Source organism: Pseudomonas muyukensis (assembly GCF_019139535.1).
Lineage (GTDB): Bacteria > Pseudomonadota > Gammaproteobacteria > Pseudomonadales > Pseudomonadaceae > Aquipseudomonas > Aquipseudomonas muyukensis.
Window position 1 is genome coordinate 779,195 of record NZ_CP077073.1, and the last position, 17,038, is coordinate 796,232.

The 17,038-nt window shown below is 65.4% G+C and carries 17 protein-coding genes; 10 read left to right on the forward strand and 7 right to left on the reverse strand.

What is annotated here, in order from left to right; genetic code table 11:
• Window positions 1-1,212 (reverse strand): bifunctional phosphopantothenoylcysteine decarboxylase/phosphopantothenate--cysteine ligase CoaBC, encoded by a 1,212-nt coding sequence (gene coaBC, locus KSS95_RS03655; protein WP_217851765.1) that lies wholly within the window; start codon window positions 1,210-1,212, stop codon window positions 1-3.
• 127 nt (window positions 1,213-1,339) lie between these two features.
• On the opposite strand from coaBC, the gene radC reads away from it, so the two are divergent.
• Complete coding sequence (gene radC, locus KSS95_RS03660; RefSeq protein WP_217851767.1) at window positions 1,340-2,020, forward strand: RadC family protein; 681 nt, start codon at window positions 1,340-1,342, stop codon at window positions 2,018-2,020.
• A gap of 85 nt (window positions 2,021-2,105) precedes the next feature.
• Here radC and KSS95_RS03665 read toward each other — a convergent pair whose 3' ends face one another.
• Window positions 2,106-3,695, reverse strand: coding sequence for an ABC transporter substrate-binding protein (locus tag KSS95_RS03665; protein ID WP_217851769.1), 1,590 nt, complete (start codon window positions 3,693-3,695; stop codon window positions 2,106-2,108).
• Window positions 3,696-4,058: 363 nt separating this feature from the next.
• Here KSS95_RS03665 and rpmB point away from each other — a divergent pair, with 363 nt between their 5' ends.
• Window positions 4,059-4,295: a 50S ribosomal protein L28 gene (gene rpmB, locus KSS95_RS03670; RefSeq protein ID WP_003258972.1), complete on the forward strand. Its 237-nt coding sequence runs from the start codon at window positions 4,059-4,061 to the stop codon at window positions 4,293-4,295.
• Between the two features lie 10 nt (window positions 4,296-4,305).
• Complete coding sequence (gene rpmG / locus KSS95_RS03675; protein WP_003253507.1) at window positions 4,306-4,461, forward strand: 50S ribosomal protein L33; 156 nt, start codon at window positions 4,306-4,308, stop codon at window positions 4,459-4,461.
• A gap of 95 nt (window positions 4,462-4,556) precedes the next feature.
• On the opposite strand, the gene KSS95_RS03680 is transcribed toward rpmG, so the two are convergent.
• Window positions 4,557-4,916: a cupin domain-containing protein gene (locus tag KSS95_RS03680; protein WP_217851771.1), complete on the reverse strand. Its 360-nt coding sequence runs from the start codon at window positions 4,914-4,916 to the stop codon at window positions 4,557-4,559.
• Window positions 4,917-5,112: 196 nt separating this feature from the next.
• Here KSS95_RS03680 and KSS95_RS03685 point away from each other — a divergent pair, with 196 nt between their 5' ends.
• The gene (locus tag KSS95_RS03685; protein ID WP_134689206.1) at window positions 5,113-6,606 is read left to right on the forward strand and encodes an aldehyde dehydrogenase; all 1,494 of its coding nucleotides are present in this window, start codon (window positions 5,113-5,115) and stop codon (window positions 6,604-6,606) included.
• A gap of 104 nt (window positions 6,607-6,710) precedes the next feature.
• Window positions 6,711-7,850, forward strand: a complete 1,140-nt coding sequence (locus tag KSS95_RS03690) for an MFS transporter (protein WP_217851773.1) — start codon at window positions 6,711-6,713, stop codon at window positions 7,848-7,850.
• A 21-nt stretch (window positions 7,851-7,871) separates the two neighbouring features.
• Here KSS95_RS03690 and KSS95_RS03695 read toward each other — a convergent pair whose 3' ends face one another.
• Together KSS95_RS03695 and KSS95_RS03700 are read right to left on the reverse strand one after the other, a co-directional pair.
• Complete coding sequence (locus tag KSS95_RS03695) at window positions 7,872-9,422, reverse strand: phospholipase D family protein (protein WP_217851775.1); 1,551 nt, start codon at window positions 9,420-9,422, stop codon at window positions 7,872-7,874.
• A 60-nt stretch (window positions 9,423-9,482) separates the two neighbouring features.
• Window positions 9,483-10,913 (reverse strand): aminotransferase-like domain-containing protein, encoded by a 1,431-nt coding sequence (locus KSS95_RS03700; protein WP_217851777.1) that lies wholly within the window; start codon window positions 10,911-10,913, stop codon window positions 9,483-9,485.
• A gap of 179 nt (window positions 10,914-11,092) precedes the next feature.
• On the opposite strand from KSS95_RS03700, the gene KSS95_RS03705 reads away from it, so the two are divergent.
• Window positions 11,093-11,308, forward strand: coding sequence for a DUF1127 domain-containing protein (locus KSS95_RS03705; RefSeq protein ID WP_217851779.1), 216 nt, complete (start codon window positions 11,093-11,095; stop codon window positions 11,306-11,308).
• 30 nt (window positions 11,309-11,338) lie between these two features.
• On the opposite strand, the gene KSS95_RS03710 is transcribed toward KSS95_RS03705, so the two are convergent.
• Window positions 11,339-12,631 (reverse strand): NAD(P)/FAD-dependent oxidoreductase, encoded by a 1,293-nt coding sequence (locus KSS95_RS03710; protein WP_217851781.1) that lies wholly within the window; start codon window positions 12,629-12,631, stop codon window positions 11,339-11,341.
• A gap of 126 nt (window positions 12,632-12,757) precedes the next feature.
• Between KSS95_RS03710 and KSS95_RS03715 the strand changes: the two genes are divergently transcribed.
• The gene (locus KSS95_RS03715) at window positions 12,758-13,111 is read left to right on the forward strand and encodes a YkgJ family cysteine cluster protein (protein ID WP_217851783.1); all 354 of its coding nucleotides are present in this window, start codon (window positions 12,758-12,760) and stop codon (window positions 13,109-13,111) included.
• Between the two features lie 4 nt (window positions 13,112-13,115).
• On the opposite strand, the gene dadR is transcribed toward KSS95_RS03715, so the two are convergent.
• Window positions 13,116-13,604 carry a transcriptional regulator DadR gene (gene dadR, locus KSS95_RS03720; RefSeq protein ID WP_003258963.1) on the reverse strand — a complete coding sequence of 163 codons (489 nt, stop codon included), beginning with the start codon at window positions 13,602-13,604 and terminating at the stop codon, window positions 13,116-13,118.
• Between the two features lie 155 nt (window positions 13,605-13,759).
• Here dadR and dadA point away from each other — a divergent pair, with 155 nt between their 5' ends.
• From dadA to KSS95_RS03735, 3 genes are all read left to right on the forward strand, one after another.
• On the forward strand, window positions 13,760-15,064 hold the full coding sequence (gene dadA / locus KSS95_RS03725; RefSeq protein WP_217851785.1) for a D-amino acid dehydrogenase: 1,305 nt from the start codon (window positions 13,760-13,762) through the stop codon (window positions 15,062-15,064).
• Window positions 15,065-15,178: 114 nt separating this feature from the next.
• Window positions 15,179-16,252, forward strand: a complete 1,074-nt coding sequence (gene alr / locus KSS95_RS03730) for an alanine racemase (RefSeq protein ID WP_217851787.1) — start codon at window positions 15,179-15,181, stop codon at window positions 16,250-16,252.
• Between the two features lie 108 nt (window positions 16,253-16,360).
• Window positions 16,361-16,909: a cupin domain-containing protein gene (locus tag KSS95_RS03735; RefSeq protein WP_134689215.1), complete on the forward strand. Its 549-nt coding sequence runs from the start codon at window positions 16,361-16,363 to the stop codon at window positions 16,907-16,909.
• Window positions 16,910-17,038 lie beyond the last annotated feature (129 nt).

Below are 17,038 nucleotides of genomic sequence, written 5' to 3' on the forward strand. Positions count from 1 at the left end.
TTATTGAACCTGGTTGAGCCGTTCGGCGATGAAGGCGACCAGCTGACGGGCGATCTTGCCCTTGCTGGTCTGCGCGAAGAGGGTCTGGTGCTGCTGGCGGTCGATCACGGTCAGGGCGTTCTCCTCGCTGTTGAAGCCGATGCTGGGGTTGGCCACATCATTGGCGACGATCAGGTCGAGGTTCTTGTCCTTGAGCTTGCGCGTGGCGTAGTCGAGCAGGTGCTCGGTTTCGGCGGCGAAGCCAACGCTGAACGGGCGATCGGCACGACCGGCAATGGTCGCAAGGATATCGGGATTGCGCACCATCTGCAGCAGCATGCCGTCGCCGGTGGTGGGATCTTTCTTGAGCTTCTGTGGGGCGACTACCTCTGGGCGGTAGTCTGCGACCGCCGCCGAGGCAATGAACAGGTCGCAGGGCATGGCCGCCTCGCAGGCCGCGAGCACGTCTCGGGCGCTGACCACGTCGATGCGGCTGACCCGATCGGGCGTCGGCAGGTGCACCGGGCCGGTGACGAGGGTTACCCGGGCCCCGGCTTCGGCGGCCGCTTCGGCCAGGGCAAAGCCCATCTTCCCTGAACTATGGTTGGTGATGTAGCGCACCGGGTCGATGTTTTCCTGGGTCGGGCCGGCGGTGATCAGCACATGCTTGCCGGTCAGCGCCTGGCGCTTGAAGCTTTCGGCGGCGCACCAGGCCAGGTCCGTGGCTTCGAGCATGCGGCCCAGGCCGACGTCGCCGCAGGCCTGGCTGCCGGAGGCCGGGCCGAACACCTGGATGCCGCGGCGCTTGAGCAGCTCGAGGTTGTCCTGGGTGGCCGGGTCGCGCCACATGGCCTGGTTCATGGCCGGGGCCACGGCGACGGTGGCGTCGGTGGCCAGTACCAAGGTGGTCAGCAGGTCGTCGGCCATGCCCTGGGCCAGGCGCGCCATCAGGTCGGCGGTGGCCGGGGCGATCAGCACCAGGTCGGCCCATTTTGCCAGCTCGATATGGCCCATGGCCGCTTCGGCGGCGGGGTCGAGCAGGTCCATGTGCACAGGGTGGCCGGACAGCGCCTGCAGCGTGAGCGGGGTGATGAACTCGGCGCCCCCGCGAGTCATGACCACGCGCACTTGCGCGCCGTGTTCCAGGAGTCGGCGGATCAGCTCGGCGCTCTTGTAGGCGGCGATGCCGCCACCGACGCCGAGAACGATGCGCTTGCGATACAACCGCTGCATAGGCCTTGCCTTATTCCAGTGAAAGCGGGTGGCGACGCTGGCTGCCTGCGGCAGAACGTCGCATCTGCGAAGCGCACTAGATTACCACAGCGCCCGGAGGGGCCGCAGTAACGCAGGAGGAGGGGGCATGAACATCAGGGAGTGGCCGGCGCAGGAGCGGCCGCGGGAGAAACTGCTGCTGCGTGGGGCGGGTAGCTTGTCGGATGCCGAGCTGCTGGCGGTGTTTCTCGGGTCGGGGGTGCGCGGGCGCAATGTGTTGGAGCTGGCGCGCGGCCTGTTGCGCAGGTTTGGCGGTTTGCGCCAGGTGCTTGAGGCCGACCGCGAGGCGTTTGTCAGCGAGCTGGGGTTGGGCCCGGTCAGGTTCAGCCAGTTGCAGGCGTTGCTGGAAATCGGCCGCAGGCACCTGGCGTTGGCCATCGAGCGCGAGTCGGCCATGGACAGCCCGCAGGCGGTGCGGCGCTACTTGAAGGCCATGCTGCGGCATGAAGCCAGCGAGGTGTTCGGTTGCCTGTTCCTGGATACCAAGCATCGTCCGCTGGTGTTCGAGATCCTGTTTCGCGGCACGATCGACCGGGCGAGCATCTACCCGCGGGAGGTGGTGCGTCGGGCGCTGCTGCACAACGCGGCGGCGTTGATCCTGTGCCACAACCATCCGTCGGGGAGCTGCGAGCCGAGCCAGGACGACGTGCACTTGACGCAGGTCTTGAAGCGCTCACTGGCGTTGATCGATATCCGGGTGCTGGATCATGTCATCGTCGGTGAGGGCGAGCCGTTGTCGATGGTCGAGCATGGGTGGTTGGCGGGTTAGCTTGCGACAGGCCTTGCTGGCCCTTTCGCCGGCAAGCCGGCTCCTGCCGGTTTGACCCGTAGGAGCCGGTGCAGCCATGCAGGTCTCAGCGATTGACCGAAACCTTGCTGAAATCCTGCCGTCCGAACGGGTTCACCTGGTAGCCCTCCACGCCTTGGCGCAACAGCGCTGCGGCCGTCGGATGGGCCAGCGGCAGCCACAGCGCCTGCTGCTGGATCAGCGTCTGCGCCTGCTGGTACAGCCGGCTGCGCACGCTCTGGTCGTTGGTGGTGCGCCCGGCGTTGATCAGCTGGTCGAGGCGGCTGTCGCAGAACCGTGCGAAGTTGGTCCCCGACTTGACCGCTGCGCAGGAAAACTGCGGGCTGAGGAAGTTGTCCGGGTCGCCGTTGTCGCCGGCCCAGCCCATGAACAGCAAGTCATGCTCGCCGGCCTTGGCACGGCGGATCAACTCGCCCCACTCGATGGTGCGGATCTCGGCCTTGATGCCGACCTTGGCCAGGTCGGCCTGGAGCATCTGCGCGCCCAGGCTGGGGTTGGGATTGAGCAGGCTGCCCGACGGGCGGGTCCAGATCGTGGTCTCGAAGCCCTTGGCCAGGCCCGCCTTGGCCAGCAGCGCCTTGGCCTTCTTGGGGTCCATGGCGTAGCCGGGCAGGTCCTTGGCGTAGCTCCAGGTGTTAGGCGGGTAGGGGCCGTTGGCGGCGATGGCGGTGTCTTCGAACACGGCCTTTAGGTAGGCCTGCTTGTCGAAGGCGAGGTTGATCGCCTGGCGCACTTCGGGCTTGTCCAGCGGTGGATGCTGGCTGTTGATGGCGACGAAGGCGGTCATGAACGCCGGGGTGGTGGCGACCTTGAGGTTGCCGTCCTTGTCGGCCTCGGCGATGTCCAGCGGCTTGGGCGACAGGGCCATCTGGCACTCGCCGCGCTTGAGCTTTTGCAGGCGCACGTTGGCGTCCGGGGTGATGGCGAACACCAGCGGGTCCACGGCCGGTTTGCCGGCGAAGTACTCCGGGTTGGCGCGGTAGCGCACCACGGCGTCCTTCTGGAAGCGCTGGAACACGAACGGCCCGCTGCCGATCGGCTGGCTGTTGAGCTTTTCCGGGGTGCCGGCCTTGAGCAGCTTGTCGGCGTACTCGGCGGAGTAGATCGATGCGAAGCCCATGCTCAGGGTCGCCAGGAAGGTGGCGTCGGCATGGGTCAGGGTGAAGCGCACGGTGTGCGGGTCCGGCGCATCGATGGCCTTGATCAGGCTGCCCAGCTGCAGCGACTGGGCATGCGGGTAGCCGCCCGCGGCGGTCTTGTGCCAGGCATGGGCCGGGTAGAGCATGCGCTGGAAGCTGAACAGCACATCGTCGGCGTCCAGTTCGCGGCTCGGCTTGAAGTACGGCGTGGTGTGGAACTTCACGTCCGGGCGCAGGGTGAAATCGTAGATCAGGCCGTCGGGCGACACCGTCCAGCTTTGCGCCAGGCTCGGCACCACCTTGCCTGCGTCGGCGTCGAATTCGACCAGGCGGTTCATCAGCACGTCGGCCGAGGCGTTGGTGGTGGTCAGCGAGTTGTACTGCACCACGTCGAAGCCTTCGGGGCTAGCTTCGCTGCATACCGCCAGCGGCGCAGCCTGGGCCAGGCCGGCGGTGCACAGCGCGGTGAAGAAGAGTGAGAGGGCGGCGGCACGCATGGCGGCTCCTTGGCTGGTCAGATGGCCCATCTGCCGGTGCAGTCTGGAAATCGTCCTACCCTAGTGTGCGTTTTCGCAAATGACCACCTTCTTTTTCCACGGGCTGTCGACGAGTGGTCGACAGTGCGGCGGGCGAGTCGCTATGCTGCTCGCGCGCGATTTGCAGCACCGGGATGCTCATCTTCTGTTGTTGCGGCGTAGTCTTTCTGGTATAAAGCAGCGCTCTTTTCTAGGGGCTCGGCCTGTCGCATCAGCGGATCCGGTCGATAAGACCTCCAGAATCACGGCGCCTGGCGCCAAAGACTGAGAGATTAAGCGGCCAACCCATGCCGGGTTGGGCATGTGGTTTTAGAGGGCTGAGTCATGTCGAGAGTCTGTCAAGTTACTGGTAAGGGTCCAGTAACCGGGAACAACATTTCCCACGCAAACAACAAAACCCGTCGTCGTTTCCTGCCGAACCTGCAGCACCACCGTTTCTGGGTTGAGTCCGAGAAGCGTTTCGTGCGTCTGCGCGTATCCGCCAAAGGCATGCGCGTCATTGACAAGCGTGGTATCGACGTAGTGCTGGCCGAGCTGCGTGCTCGCGGCGAAAAGTTCTAAGGAGAACGTCATGCGTGAATTGATCCGTCTGGTTTCGAGTGCCGGTACCGGCCACTTCTACACCACCGACAAGAACAAGCGCACCACTCCGGACAAGATCGAGATCAAGAAGTACGATCCGGTCGTCCGCAAGCACGTGGTGTACAAGGAAGCCAAGATCAAGTAATTGATCGGCAACCTGAAAAAACCCGCAACCGCAAGGTGGCGGGTTTTTTTATGCCTGTCCGAACGCCATCGCGGGGCAAGCCTGCTCCCCTGTGCTTACTTCTGTTCGAACAGCACGTAGATCTTGCGGCACGGCTCCAGCACCTCCCAGGTACCCTTGAAGCCGGCCGGAATGACGAAGCGGTCACCGCTGCGCAGGGTCTTGGCGTTGCCTTCCTGGTCGCGCAGTACCGACACGCCCTGGACGATTTCGCAGTATTCGTGCTCGGTGTAGCTCACCGTCCACTGCCCCATCTCACCTTCCCAGACGCCGGCGGCGAACTGCCCGCAGGGGCTGGCGTAATGGTTGTAGACAGCCTGGTCAGGCTCGCCCTTGAGGATTTTCTCCGCCGCCGGGCGGTAGCGTTCGGCCTCGGTGAGTACCTGGGCAAAATCGACGATGCTGGCGATGCTCATGGTGGTTACCCTGTTGTTGTTTAATAAAATGCACATCAGTAGGCGTTTAGGCCATTCGTGTCAAATATATTGATAGTTTCCCCGCCCTGGTTTAGGGTGTCGGGTGCCGGTGTGCGTTCGTCGCCTGGCCAGAATTTCTGACAGCGCCCGTGAGTCCTCAGTGCGGCGTTGCACCTTAACAAGAGAGGAGTTTCCTATGACCACCCTGACTCGTGCGGACTGGGAACAGCGTGCCCAGCAACTGAAGATCGAAGGCCGCGCCTTCATCGACGGCGAATACACCGATGCCGCCTCCGGTGAAACCTTCGACTGCCTGAGCCCGGTGGACGGACGCTTCCTGGCCAAGGTCGCCAGCTGCGACCTGGCCGACGCCAACCGCGCCGTCGACAATGCCCGCGCCGTGTTCGAATCCGGGGCCTGGTCGCGCCTGGCCCCGGCCAAGCGCAAGGCCAAGCTGATCCGTTTCGCCGATCTGCTGCGCAAGCACGTCGAGGAACTGGCCCTGCTCGAAACCCTCGACATGGGCAAGCCGATCGGTGACTCCTCTTCCATCGACATTCCCGGCGCGGCCCAGGCCATCCACTGGACTGCCGAAGCCATCGACAAAGTCTACGACGAAGTCGCGCCGACCCCGCACGACCAGCTCGGTCTGGTTACCCGCGAGCCAGTGGGTGTGGTTGGCGCCATCGTCCCCTGGAACTTCCCGCTGCTGATGGCCTGCTGGAAACTTGGCCCGGCCCTGGCCACCGGTAACTCGGTCGTGCTCAAGCCGTCGGAGAAGTCGCCACTGACCGCCATCCGTATCGCCCAGCTGGCGATCGAGGCCGGTATCCCGAAAGGCGTGCTGAACGTGCTGCCAGGCTACGGCCACACCGTGGGCAAGGCCCTGGCCCTGCACATGGACGTCGACACCCTGGTGTTCACCGGCTCGACCAAGATCGCCAAGCAACTGATGGTGTATGCCGGCGAGTCGAACATGAAGCGTGTCTGGCTGGAAGCCGGTGGCAAGAGCCCGAACATCGTCTTTGCCGACGCCCCTGACCTGCAGGCCGCCGCCGAGGCCGCGGCCAGTGCCATCGCCTTCAACCAGGGCGAAGTCTGCACCGCAGGTTCGCGCCTGTTGGTCGAGCGCTCGATCAAGGACAAGTTCCTGCCCATGGTGGTCGAGGCCCTCAAGGCCTGGAAGCCGGGCAACCCGCTGGATCCGGCGACCACTGTCGGCGCACTGGTCGACACCCAGCAGATGAACACCGTGCTGTCGTACATCGACGCTGGCCACCAGGACGGCGCCAAGCTGCTGGCCGGTGGCAAGCGCATCCTCGAAGAAACCGGCGGCACCTACGTCGAGCCGACCATCTTCGACGGTGTGACCAACGCCATGAAGATCGCCAAGGAAGAGATCTTCGGCCCGGTACTGTCGGTGATCACCTTCGACACCGCCGAAGAAGCGGTGGCGATTGCCAACGACACCCCGTATGGCCTGGCCGCCGGGATCTGGACCGCGGATATCTCCAAGGCCCACAACACCGCCCGCGCCGTGCGCGCCGGCAGCGTCTGGGTCAACCAGTACGACGGCGGCGACATGACCGCGCCGTTCGGTGGCTTCAAGCAGTCGGGCAATGGCCGTGACAAGTCGCTGCACGCCCTGGACAAGTACACCGAGCTGAAGGCGACCTGGATCAAGCTGTAATCGACTAGCGCCTTTTCGCGGGGCAAGCCCGCTCCCACAATCGACGTGGGGGCGGGCTTGCCCCGCGATGCTTTCTGCCCTGTTTTTTCCACCCGGAGGCCATCATGCGTTGGGGAACCTACTTTGCCGTACTGGCCGCAGTGCTCAGTGTCGGGCTCGCGCTCGGCGTGAGCATGCCGCTGGTGTCCTTGCGCCTGGAGGGCTGGGGCTACGGCGGGTTTGCCATTGGCGTGATGGCGGCGATGCCGGCGCTCGGCGTGCTGGTCGGTGCCAGCTTGTCCAGCCGCCTGGCCAGTTGGGTCGGCGTGCCTGCGGCCATGCGCCTGTGCCTGTTGGGCGGGGCGTTGTCGATTGGCCTGCTGGCGCTGCTGCCCAGCTATACGCTGTGGCTGTTGCTGCGGCTGATGATCGGCATGTCGCTGACCGTGGTGTTCATCCTCGGCGAGAGCTGGATCAACCAACTGGTGGTCGAGCAATGGCGTGGTCGGCTGGTGGCGCTGTACGGCAGCAGCTATGCCCTGAGCCAACTGGCCGGGCCGTTGGTGCTGGGTTTGCTGGGCTCGGACGATGATTTCGGGTTCTGGGCGGCGACCGGCTTGCTGCTGGTCGCGCCGTTGATCCTGTTGGGGCGCGGTGGTGCGCCGACCACCGAGGCGTGCAGCGTTACCCTCGTCGACTTGTTCGGTTTCTGCCGGCGCCTGCCGGTGATCGCCTGGGCCATCGCCTTGTTCGCCGCGTTCGAGGCGATGATCCTCACCCTGTTGCCGGTGTACTGCCTGCAGCAGGGCTTCACCACGGAAGTGGCGTTGTTCATGGTCAGCACGGTGGTGGTGGGGGATGCGCTGTTGCAACTGCCGATTGGCGCGCTGGCCGACCGCATGTCGCGGCGCACGCTGTTCAGCGGTTGCGCCGTGACCTTGCTGCTGTCGAGCCTGGCGATTCCGTTGCTGTTGCACACGCTGGCGATCTGGCCGCTGTGGGTGCTGTTCGGCGCCAGTGCCGGTGGCTTGTTCACGTTGTCGCTGGTGCTGATTGGCGAGCGCTACCGCGACGACGCGCTGGTACGGGCCAATGCCCACGTGGCGCAGCTGTGGGGCATCGGTTGCCTGATCGGGCCGTTGCTGGCCGGAGCGGGTAGCCAATGGATCAGCGGGCATGCGTTGCCGTTGCTGATGGCGGTGGGCGCGGCGGGGTTGGTACTGCTGACCCGTCGACGGGATGCCTTCGAGCCGGCGTCGGCCTGATCGCCGGTCTGGTGATGCGTTCTACAACATCTTCTCCAGCCCGACCGCCTTGCTGATCCAGGCATTGAAGCGCCGCCACAGGCCGCCAGGCTCGGTCACCAGCACATGTCGCTGGCCATTGTCCTCGGTCGCCCAGGCCAGCTTGCCGTCCACCAGCTTGACCTGGTAGCTCAGTGCCGGGGCCATGCCCTGCACCGCCAGTTCGCGGGTGTATTCGGCCAGCTCCGGGCTGTCCACCAGCACGCCGACCTCGGTGTTCCACAGCACCGAGCGCGGGTCGAAGTTGAACGAGCCGATGAAGGTCTTGCGTCGGTCGAAGACCATCGCCTTGCTGTGCAGGCTCGAATCAGAGCTGCCGTGAAAGCCCAGCCGCAGCCGCGGCGAGCCGGGCTGGCGGCGCAGCTCGTACAGCTGCACGCCGTGCTCCAGCAGGGCGCGACGGTAGGGTGCGTAGCCACCGTGCACCGCTGGCACGTCGGTGGCCTCCAGCGCGTTGGTCAGCAGCTTGACCGAGGTGCCGGCGTCGGCCCGGCTGGTGAGGTACAGCAGGCCTGGTTCGCCCGGCACGAAATAGGCCGAGACCAGGATCAGCTCCTTGTGCACGGCGTTCAGGTCCGGGGCCAGTTGCTGGGTCAGCAGCAGTTGCGGGTCTGGCTCGTCATCGGCCAGCACCTTGCTCGGTGCGTCCCACAGCGCCTGGCCGTGGGCCCAGATCAGCTCGTTGCGCCAGATGTCCAGGCGTGGTTCGGTCTGGTAGGCCATGAGCCGGTCGTACAGGGCCTTGCGCCGGGTGCGCGCCTCGGCCAGGGACACTTCCAGGCGCTGTCGGCTGGCCCACAGGTCGCCTGCGTCGGGCGGCCACCAGAGAAAGTCGCCGATGGGCCGGCTCAGGGCGCTGTTCCAGTACTGGTCGAAACTGTGGCCGAGCTGTTCGGCCACAGGCCCGACGCCCAGCAGGTCGATGTCGGTGAAGTTGAGGTTGGGCTCGGCGTCGAAGTATTCGTCGCCCAGGTTGCGCCCGCCGACGATGGCCATGCTGTTGTCCACCAGGAACAGCTTGTTGTGCATGCGCCGGTGCTGGCGCGACAGGTTGAACAGCCGGCCGACGGCGCGGGTGGCACCGGTGCTGCGCCCCAGGTGCAGGGGGTTGAACACGCGGATATGGATGTTCGGGTGGGCGGCGAGGGTGCCCATCAGGTTGTCCAGGCCGTCGCTGGTGGTGTCGTCGAGCAGGATGCGCACGCGCACGCCGCGGTCGGCGGCGCGCAGCAGCTCGTGCACCAGGGCGCGGGTGCTGAGGCCGTCGTGGACGATGTAGTACTGCAGGTCGATGCTGGCCTGGGCGTTGCGGATCAGCTCGGCGCGGGCGCGGAACGCCTCGTTGCTGTTGGGCAGCAGGCGAAAGCCCGAGCGCCCTTCGTAGGGCGCGGCCTGGCGCTGCACCGAACGGCCGAACGCCGAATCGCCGGCCGGCAGGGCCTGGCTGACTTCGCGGGGCGTGCCGACGCTGGCGCAGCCCGACAGGCCGAGCAGCAGCACCAGCAGCAGAGGCAAGGCGCGCTGGAGTCTCAAGGGTGGATCGTCCTGTGCAGCAAGGGCTTATGGGGTTGGACCGTGGCAAGCGGCGCAAAGTTACCCGCCGGTGCGTTCGGCATCCAGTAGACGAAGGGCGGTTTCGCCGACCTTGCGCACGGCAGCCTCTACCTGCGCCGTAGGTCGGGCGGCGAAGTTCATGCGCAGGCAATTGCGGTACTTGCCCGAGGCCGAAAAGATGCTGCCGACGGCGATCTGCACACCTTGTTCCAGTAAAGCGCGGTTCAGGCGCAGCGTATCGAAACTTTCCGGCAACTCCACCCACAGCATGAAGCCACCCTGTGGCCGGCTGGCGCGGGTGCCGGGCGGGAAGTAGCGGGTCACCCAGTCGCACATCAGATCGCGGCCGCGCTGGTACTGGCTGCGCATGCGCCGCAAGTGCGGTTGGTAGTGGCCTTCGGCGATGAAGTCGGCGACCGCCAACTGCGGCTGGCAGGCGGTGCTGCCGGTACTGATGTACTTCATGTGCAGCACCCGTTCCAGGTAGCGCCCCGGCGCTACCCAGCCGACCCGCAGGCCGGGGGCGAGGGTCTTGGAGAACGAACTGCACAGCAGTACCCGGCCATCGTCGTCGAATGACTTGAGGGTTCGCGGGCGCGGGTAGGTGTAGGCCAGGTCGCCATACACATCGTCCTCGAGGATCGCCACGTCGTAGCGCTGGGCCAGCGTCAGCAAGGCCTTCTTGCGCGCCTCGGGCATGATGTAGCCCATTGGGTTGTTGCAGCTGGGGGTGATCTGGATGAGCTTGATCGGCCACTGCTCCAGGGCCAGTTCCAGGGCCTCCAGGCTGATGCCGGTGATCGGGTCGGTAGGGATTTCCAGGGCCTTCATGCCCAGGCCCTTGAGTGTCTGCATGGCGCCATGGAAGCTGGGCGAATCGACCGCGACGATGTCGCCCGGCTGGCACACGGCGCGGATGCTGCATGACAACGCCTCATGGCAACCGGTGGTCACCACCAGGTCTGACGGGCCCAGGCGGCAGCCGGAGTCGAGCATCAACCGGGCGATCTGCTCGCGCAGGTGGGCGTTGCCGTGGATGTTGTCGTAGTACAGGCCGGGCATGTCCATGCGCCGGCTGATCTGCGCCAGGCTGCGTAGCAGTGGCTTGAGCGTGGGGCTGTCGACATCGGGCATGCCGCGGCCGAGCTGGATCACGTCGGGGTGCGGGGTGGCGCGCACCAGCTCCAGCACCTGTTCCCACTGGGAGATATCCACCGGCCGTTGGGCTGGCCGGCTGATGTCGGGCAGGGCCGGGAGCAGACGGTCCTCGGCGACGAAGTAGCCGGACTTGGGCCGGGGCGATACCAGGCCGTTGTCCTCAAGCAGGCGGTAGGCCTGCTGCACGGTGCTCAGGCTGACGCCGTGCTCCACGCTCAGGGCGCGCACCGACGGCAGGCGCTGGCCCGGGCGATAGAGGCCTTGCTCGATGCGCGAGCCAAGCAGCTCGGCCAGGTTGAAGTAGAGCGTCACGGGATACTCCTGCGCAGGGTGCGGGTCAGGTACCGATACAGATAGGCAGAAAATACTGCATTCAGCCGAGTTTGTGCCAATTCTGTATGGGAATAATAAACCGGTGTTGGATCTGTATCCTCGCGCGTCTGGCGCGCATGCTCACTCCACGGTATCAGCTGAGTAGGGAGAGTACGGCGATGGGAAGCATGAGCGATGTGCGTGTGCAGTTGTTGGCCAAGGAGCTGGAGGCAGGGCAACGCACCCAGGTCTACGACACTCGTCTTGGCCAGATGCTGCACCGATGGCGCACCCGCAAGGCCCTGCTGGACCTGGATGCGCGCCAGTTGCAGGATATCGGGTTGAGCTGCGAAGAAGCGTGGAAAGAGGGCTGCAAGCCGTTCTGGAAGGCGTAGCGGCTATGACCTGCTTCGGCGGGCAGCTGTTCAGACCAGCTCCTTGAGCCGGTACCAGAGCATCCCCAGTGCCAGCAACGGCGAGCGCATCAGCTTGCCGCCGGGGAAGGTCGGGTGCGGCACCTTGGCGAACAAGTCGAAGCGCCCGCCCTGCTGGCCGCTGATGGCCTCGCCCAGCAGGCGTGCGGCCAGGTGGGTGGCGTTCAGGCCATGGCCGGAATAGGCCTGGGCGTAATAGACGTTGGGCTGGCTGGCCAGGCGGCCGATCTGCGGCAGGCGGTTGGCGCCGATGCCGATCATGCCACCCCATTGGTAGTCGATGCGCACATTGGCCAGTTGCGGGAACACCTTGAGCATCTTTGGCCGCATGTAGGCGGCGATATCCCGTGGATCGCGCCCGGAATAATGGCAGGCGCCGCCGAACAGCAGGCGGTGGTCGGCGGACAGGCGGTAGTAGTCCAGCGCCACACGCTGGTCGCATACCGCCATGTTCTGCGGCAGCAGTTGCCGCGCGCGCGCCTCGCCCAACGGCTCGGTGGCGATGATATAGCTGCCGGCGGGCAGCACCTTGCCGCCCAGTTCGCGGTTGAGGTCGTTGTGGTAGGCGTTGCAGCACAGTACCAGGGTCTTGGCCCGCACCCGACCCTGGGCGGTGTGTACCTTCACCTCGGGGCCATACTCGATGCGGGACACTTGCGATTGCTCGTACAGGCCGACGCCCAGGCTGCTGGCCACGGCGGCTTCGCCAAGTGCCAGGTTGAGCGGGTGCAGGTGGCCTGAGCCCATGTCGACCAGGCCACCGACATAGCGGTCCGAACCCACTACCGCGTGCACGTCGCCGGGCTGCACCAGGCGCAGTTCGTGGCGATAACCCAGGCCGCGCAGTTCCTCGGCGTCCTCGGCGAAGCCTTGCAGCTCGGCGGGCTTGTTGGCCAGGTCGCAGTAGCCCCAGGTCAGGTCGCAGTCGATGCCATGGCGCTCGACGCGCTCGCGGACCATTTCCACAGCTTCCAGGCCCATCAGCTTGAGGCTGCGTACGCCTTCTTCACCGATCACCGGGAGAAACTGCTCGAGGCCGTGGCCGACGCCGCGGATGAGCTGGCCACCGTTGCGGCCGCTGGCGCCCCAGCCGAGCTTGCGGGCTTCGAGGAGGATCACCGAGAAACCGCGCTCGGCCAGTTCGATGGCGGTGTTCAGGCCCGAGTAGCCGCCGCCGACGATGCATACGTCGGCGCTGTGCTCGCCTTGCAGGAACGGATGGTCTGGGTGTGGCGCGCTGCTGGCGGCGTAGTAGGAGGCGGCGTGCTGCGCGCTGTAGACCATGGGGCGATTCCTGGGTTGAGACTAAAGGGGGAGGATAGGCAGTTGGCCAATCGCGGGGCAAGTCGCATCGGCGCACCCTGCTATTGGGCTTATAATCCAGGCACATTCATCGTTCTGTCTTCGGTCATGTCCTGCAACCGCCACAAGATCCACTTCCTGCGCGAACTCATTCCCTCCTTCGAGTGCGAGCCCGGCTGCCATGATTGCTGTGGCCCGGTCACCACCTCGGCCGAGGAAATGGCCCGCCTGCCGCGCAAGGCCCAGGCCGAGCAGGACGCCGCGCTGGAGCGCCTGGACTGCGTGCACCTGGGGCCTGACGGCTGCACGGTGTACCAAGAGCGGCCAATGATCTGCCGCCTGTTCGGCACCACGCCGCGCCTGGCCTGCCCCCGTGGCCGTGGCCCGCAGCAGCCGATCGACCCGGCGGCCGAACAGCTGGTGCACAACTATATCGCCAGCACCCGTCAGGTGCTGGTCTGAGGCCTCAGTCCGGAATCGGCAGGCACAGGCTCTCTTTGACTTCCTCCATCACGATGTAGCTCTTCGACTCGCGCACATGGGGCAGCTTGAGCAGGATGTCGCCGAGCAGCTTGCGGTACGAGGCCATTTCCGAAATGCGAGCTTTCACCAGGTAGTCGAAGTCACCCGACACCAGGTGGCATTCCAGGACGTGGGGCAGCTTGAGCACTGCGCGGCGGAACTCCTCGAAGGTGTCGCCGGACTTGTAGTCCAGGCTGATCTCGACGAACACCAGCAGGCTGCCCTTCAAGTGCTGCGGGTTGAGGCGGGCGTTGTAGCCCATGATGATTCCCTCGCGCTCCAGGCGGCGTACGCGCTCGGTGCAAGGGGTGGTGGACAGCCCGACTTTCTCGCCCAGTTCGGTGAACGAGATACGCCCGTCATTCTGCAGGATTCGCAGAATGTTGCGGTCGATCTTGTCCAGTTCACGCTTGCTTTGGTGCTGGGTTCTCATAGGGGATGCCCCTCCGTGAAAGGCAATATTGCCGAGAATTCTCGCCAAATATAGGCGTTTATATAGTGAATTGCACTGGTCTGTAGTTCATACAATGCGCGCATCCATGCCATATCAACAAAAGACTGCGGCGAGCCGCGTGCGAGGGATGAACAATGCGAGTGCTGGTACTTGGTAGCGGTGTCATCGGAACCGCCAGTGCCTACTATCTGGCCCGACAAGGTTTCGAGGTGACGGTGGTCGATCGCCAACCGGCGGTGGCCATGGAAACCAGCTTTGCCAACGCCGGCCAGATCTCGCCCGGCTATGCCTCGCCCTGGGCCGCCCCAGGCGTGCCGCTCAAGGCCATCAAGTGGCTGCTCGAGCGCCACGCGCCCCTGGCCATCAAGTTGACCGGCGATGTCGACCAGTACCTGTGGATGGCGCAGATGCTGCGCAACTGCACCGCCAGCCGCTACGCGGTGAACAAGGAGCGCATGGTGCGCCTGTCCGAGTACAGCCGCGACTGCCTCGACGAGCTGCGCGCCGAAACCGGCATCGCCTACGAGAACCGCAGCCTGGGCACCACCCAGCTGTTCCGCACCCAGGCCCAGGTGGATGCCGCGGCCAAGGACATCGCCGTGCTCGAGCAGTCCGGCGTGCCTTACGAGCTGCTCGACCGCGATGGCATCGCCCGCGTCGAACCGGCCCTGGCCGGCGTCAAGGACATCCTGGCCGGCGCCCTGCGCCTGCCCAACGACCAGACCGGCGACTGCCAGCTGTTCACCACCAAGCTCGCCGACATGGCCATCAAGCTGGGCGTCGAATTCCGTTTTGGCCAGGCTATCCAGCGCCTGGACTTCGCCGGTGATCGGATCAACGGCGTGTGGATCGACGGCAAGCTGGAAACCGCCGACCGCTACGTGCTGGCGCTGGGCAGCTACTCGCCGCAGTTGCTCAAGCCGCTGGGCATCAAGGCGCCGGTATACCCGCTCAAGGGCTATTCGCTGACCGTGCCGATCACCGATGGCGACATGGCACCGACCTCGACCATCCTCGACGAGACCTACAAGGTCGCCATCACCCGCTTCGACAACCGCATCCGTGTCGGTGGCATGGCTGAAATCGCCGGTTTTGACCTGTCGCTGAACCCGCGTCGACGCGAAACGCTGGAGATGATCGTCAACGACCTTTATCCTCGCGGCGGCGACCTGAGCCAGGCCAGCTTCTGGACCGGCCTGCGTCCGGCGACCCCGGACGGCACCCCGATCGTGGGCGCCACCCGGTTCCGTAACCTGTTCCTCAATACCGGTCACGGCACCCTGGGATGGACCATGGCGTGTGGATCCGGCCGTTTGCTGGCCGATCTGATCGCCCGCAAGAAGCCGCAGATCAGCGCCGAAGGCCTGGATATCTCCCGCTACGGTAACAACCGGGAGCAGGCCAAGCACGGCCAGGCCGCGCCTGCCCACCAGCAGTAAGGTCGCCTGCAGCGGCCCTTTCGCGGGGCAAGTCGGATCGCCGCACCGTCGTCGCGACTTGCCCCGTTAAAGAACCAACACCGATTTCAACCTGAACACCATAAGGCTGCCGCCATGCGCCCCGCCCGTGCCCTGATCGATCTCCAAGCCCTCCGTCACAACTACCGCCTGGCCCGTGAGCTGACCGGTGCCAAGGCCCTGGCGGTGGTCAAGGCCGACGCCTATGGCCATGGCGCGGTGCGTTGCGCCCTGGCCCTGGAAACCGAGGCCGACGGCTTTGCCGTGGCCTGCATCGAGGAAGCCCTGGAATTGCGCGCGGCGGGCATCAAGGCCCCGGTGCTGCTGCTCGAGGGTTTCTTCGAGGCCGGCGAGCTGGCGCTGATCGCCGAGCATGACCTGTGGTGCGTGGTGCATTCGCTGTGGCAGCTCGAAGCGATCGAGAAAAGCCAGGTGCACAAGCCGCTGACCCTCTGGCTGAAGCTGGACACCGGCATGCATCGGGTCGGCATTCACCCCAAGGACTACCACGACGCCTACCAGCGCCTGCTGGCCAGCGGCAAGGTTTCGCGCATCGTGCTGATGAGCCACTTTGCCCGCGCCGATGAGCTGGACGCCGCCGCCACCGAGGCGCAGGTTGCGGTGTTCGAGGCCGCGCGTCAGGGCCTGGCCGCCGAGTGCAGCCTGCGCAACTCGCCGGCCGTGCTCGGCTGGCCGAACATCAAGAGCGACTGGGTGCGCCCGGGCATCATGCTCTACGGCGCCACCCCGTTCGAGGTCGCGCAGGCCGAGGCGGCCCGCCTGCAGCCGGTGATGACCCTGCAATCGCGGATCATCAGCCTGCGCGAGCTGCCCGCCGGTGAACCGGTGGGCTATGGCGCCAAGTTCATCAGCCCGCGCCCGACCCGGGTTGGCGTGGTCGCCATGGGCTACGCCGATGGCTACCCGCGCCAGGCGCCAACCGGCACCCCGGTGGTGGTGGCCGGCAAACGCACCCAGTTGATCGGGCGGGTGTCGATGGACATGCTCTGCGTCGACCTCACCGAGGTGCCCGAGGCCACGGTCGGCAGCCCGGTCGAGCTGTGGGGCAAGCAGGTGCTGGCCAGCGACGTGGCGCTGCAGGCCGGGACCATTCCGTACCAGATCTTCTGCAATCTCAAGCGCGTGCCACTGGACTATATCGGCGAATAAGGCGCTGAAGCGGACAGGCTGCGGGGCGGTGTGTTGTAAATACTGAACGGCATTGCCATCATATCGTTCACACTTCCCCCACCTCGACCGTTTCAGGAGGCTCCCGCTTTGGACGTCGGTGAACGACTGCAAGCCATCCGCAAGCTCAAGGGCCTGTCCCAGCGCGAACTCGCCAAGCGCGCGGGGGTGACCAACAGCACCATCTCGATGATCGAGAAGAACAGCGTGAGCCCGTCGATCAGCTCCCTGCGCAAGGTGCTCAGTGGCATCCCCATGTCCATGGTCGAGTTCTTCTCGGTGGAGCTGGCGCCGGAAAGCCCGACCCAGATCGTCTACAAGGCCCATGAGCTGATCGACATCTCCGACGGCGCGGTGACCATGAAGCTGGTCGGCAAGTCGCACCCCAACCGCGCCATCGCGTTTCTGACCGAGGTCTACCCGCCCGGCGCCGACACCGGCGCGGAAATGCTCACCCATGATGGTGAAGAAACGGGCATCCTCCTCGAAGGCCGCCTGGAGCTGGTGGTCGGCACCGAGATATTCATTCTCGAAGCCGGCGACAGCTACTACTTCGAAAGCACCCGCCCGCACCGTTTCCGCAATCCGTTCGCCGAGCCGGCCCGGCTGATCAGCGCCGCCACCCCGTCGAACTTTTGATCCAGCGCAGTGCATTGATTCGCCAATACCCTTTCCCTGAGTGTGGTCGTTTCACGCCTTCCGGGTTCCCGCTATACTTTTCAACGCTCGCAATTCCGTGGCCGCGGGCGTGATTAGCCACCATGAGGG

Excerpts from the sequence above, each read along its gene's own strand:
- dadR (WP_003258963.1), bottom strand. The coding sequence starts at position 13,604 with ATGAGAACCCAGCACCAAAGCAAGCGTGAACTGGACAAGATCGACCGC.
- KSS95_RS03690 (WP_217851773.1), top strand. The coding sequence starts at position 6,711 with ATGCGTTGGGGAACCTACTTTGCCGTACTGGCCGCAGTGCTCAGTGTC.
- alr (WP_217851787.1), top strand. The coding sequence starts at position 15,179 with ATGCGCCCCGCCCGTGCCCTGATCGATCTCCAAGCCCTCCGTCACAAC.
- KSS95_RS03680 (WP_217851771.1), bottom strand. The coding sequence starts at position 4,916 with ATGAGCATCGCCAGCATCGTCGATTTTGCCCAGGTACTCACCGAGGCC.
- KSS95_RS03705 (WP_217851779.1), top strand. The coding sequence starts at position 11,093 with ATGGGAAGCATGAGCGATGTGCGTGTGCAGTTGTTGGCCAAGGAGCTG.
- rpmG (WP_003253507.1), top strand. The coding sequence starts at position 4,306 with ATGCGTGAATTGATCCGTCTGGTTTCGAGTGCCGGTACCGGCCACTTC.
- rpmB (WP_003258972.1), top strand. The coding sequence starts at position 4,059 with ATGTCGAGAGTCTGTCAAGTTACTGGTAAGGGTCCAGTAACCGGGAAC.
- KSS95_RS03665 (WP_217851769.1), bottom strand. The coding sequence starts at position 3,695 with ATGCGTGCCGCCGCCCTCTCACTCTTCTTCACCGCGCTGTGCACCGCC.
- KSS95_RS03715 (WP_217851783.1), top strand. The coding sequence starts at position 12,758 with ATGTCCTGCAACCGCCACAAGATCCACTTCCTGCGCGAACTCATTCCC.
- KSS95_RS03685 (WP_134689206.1), top strand. The coding sequence starts at position 5,113 with ATGACCACCCTGACTCGTGCGGACTGGGAACAGCGTGCCCAGCAACTG.
- radC (WP_217851767.1), top strand. The coding sequence starts at position 1,340 with ATGAACATCAGGGAGTGGCCGGCGCAGGAGCGGCCGCGGGAGAAACTG.
- coaBC (WP_217851765.1), bottom strand. The coding sequence starts at position 1,212 with ATGCAGCGGTTGTATCGCAAGCGCATCGTTCTCGGCGTCGGTGGCGGC.
- dadA (WP_217851785.1), top strand. The coding sequence starts at position 13,760 with ATGCGAGTGCTGGTACTTGGTAGCGGTGTCATCGGAACCGCCAGTGCC.
- KSS95_RS03710 (WP_217851781.1), bottom strand. The coding sequence starts at position 12,631 with ATGGTCTACAGCGCGCAGCACGCCGCCTCCTACTACGCCGCCAGCAGC.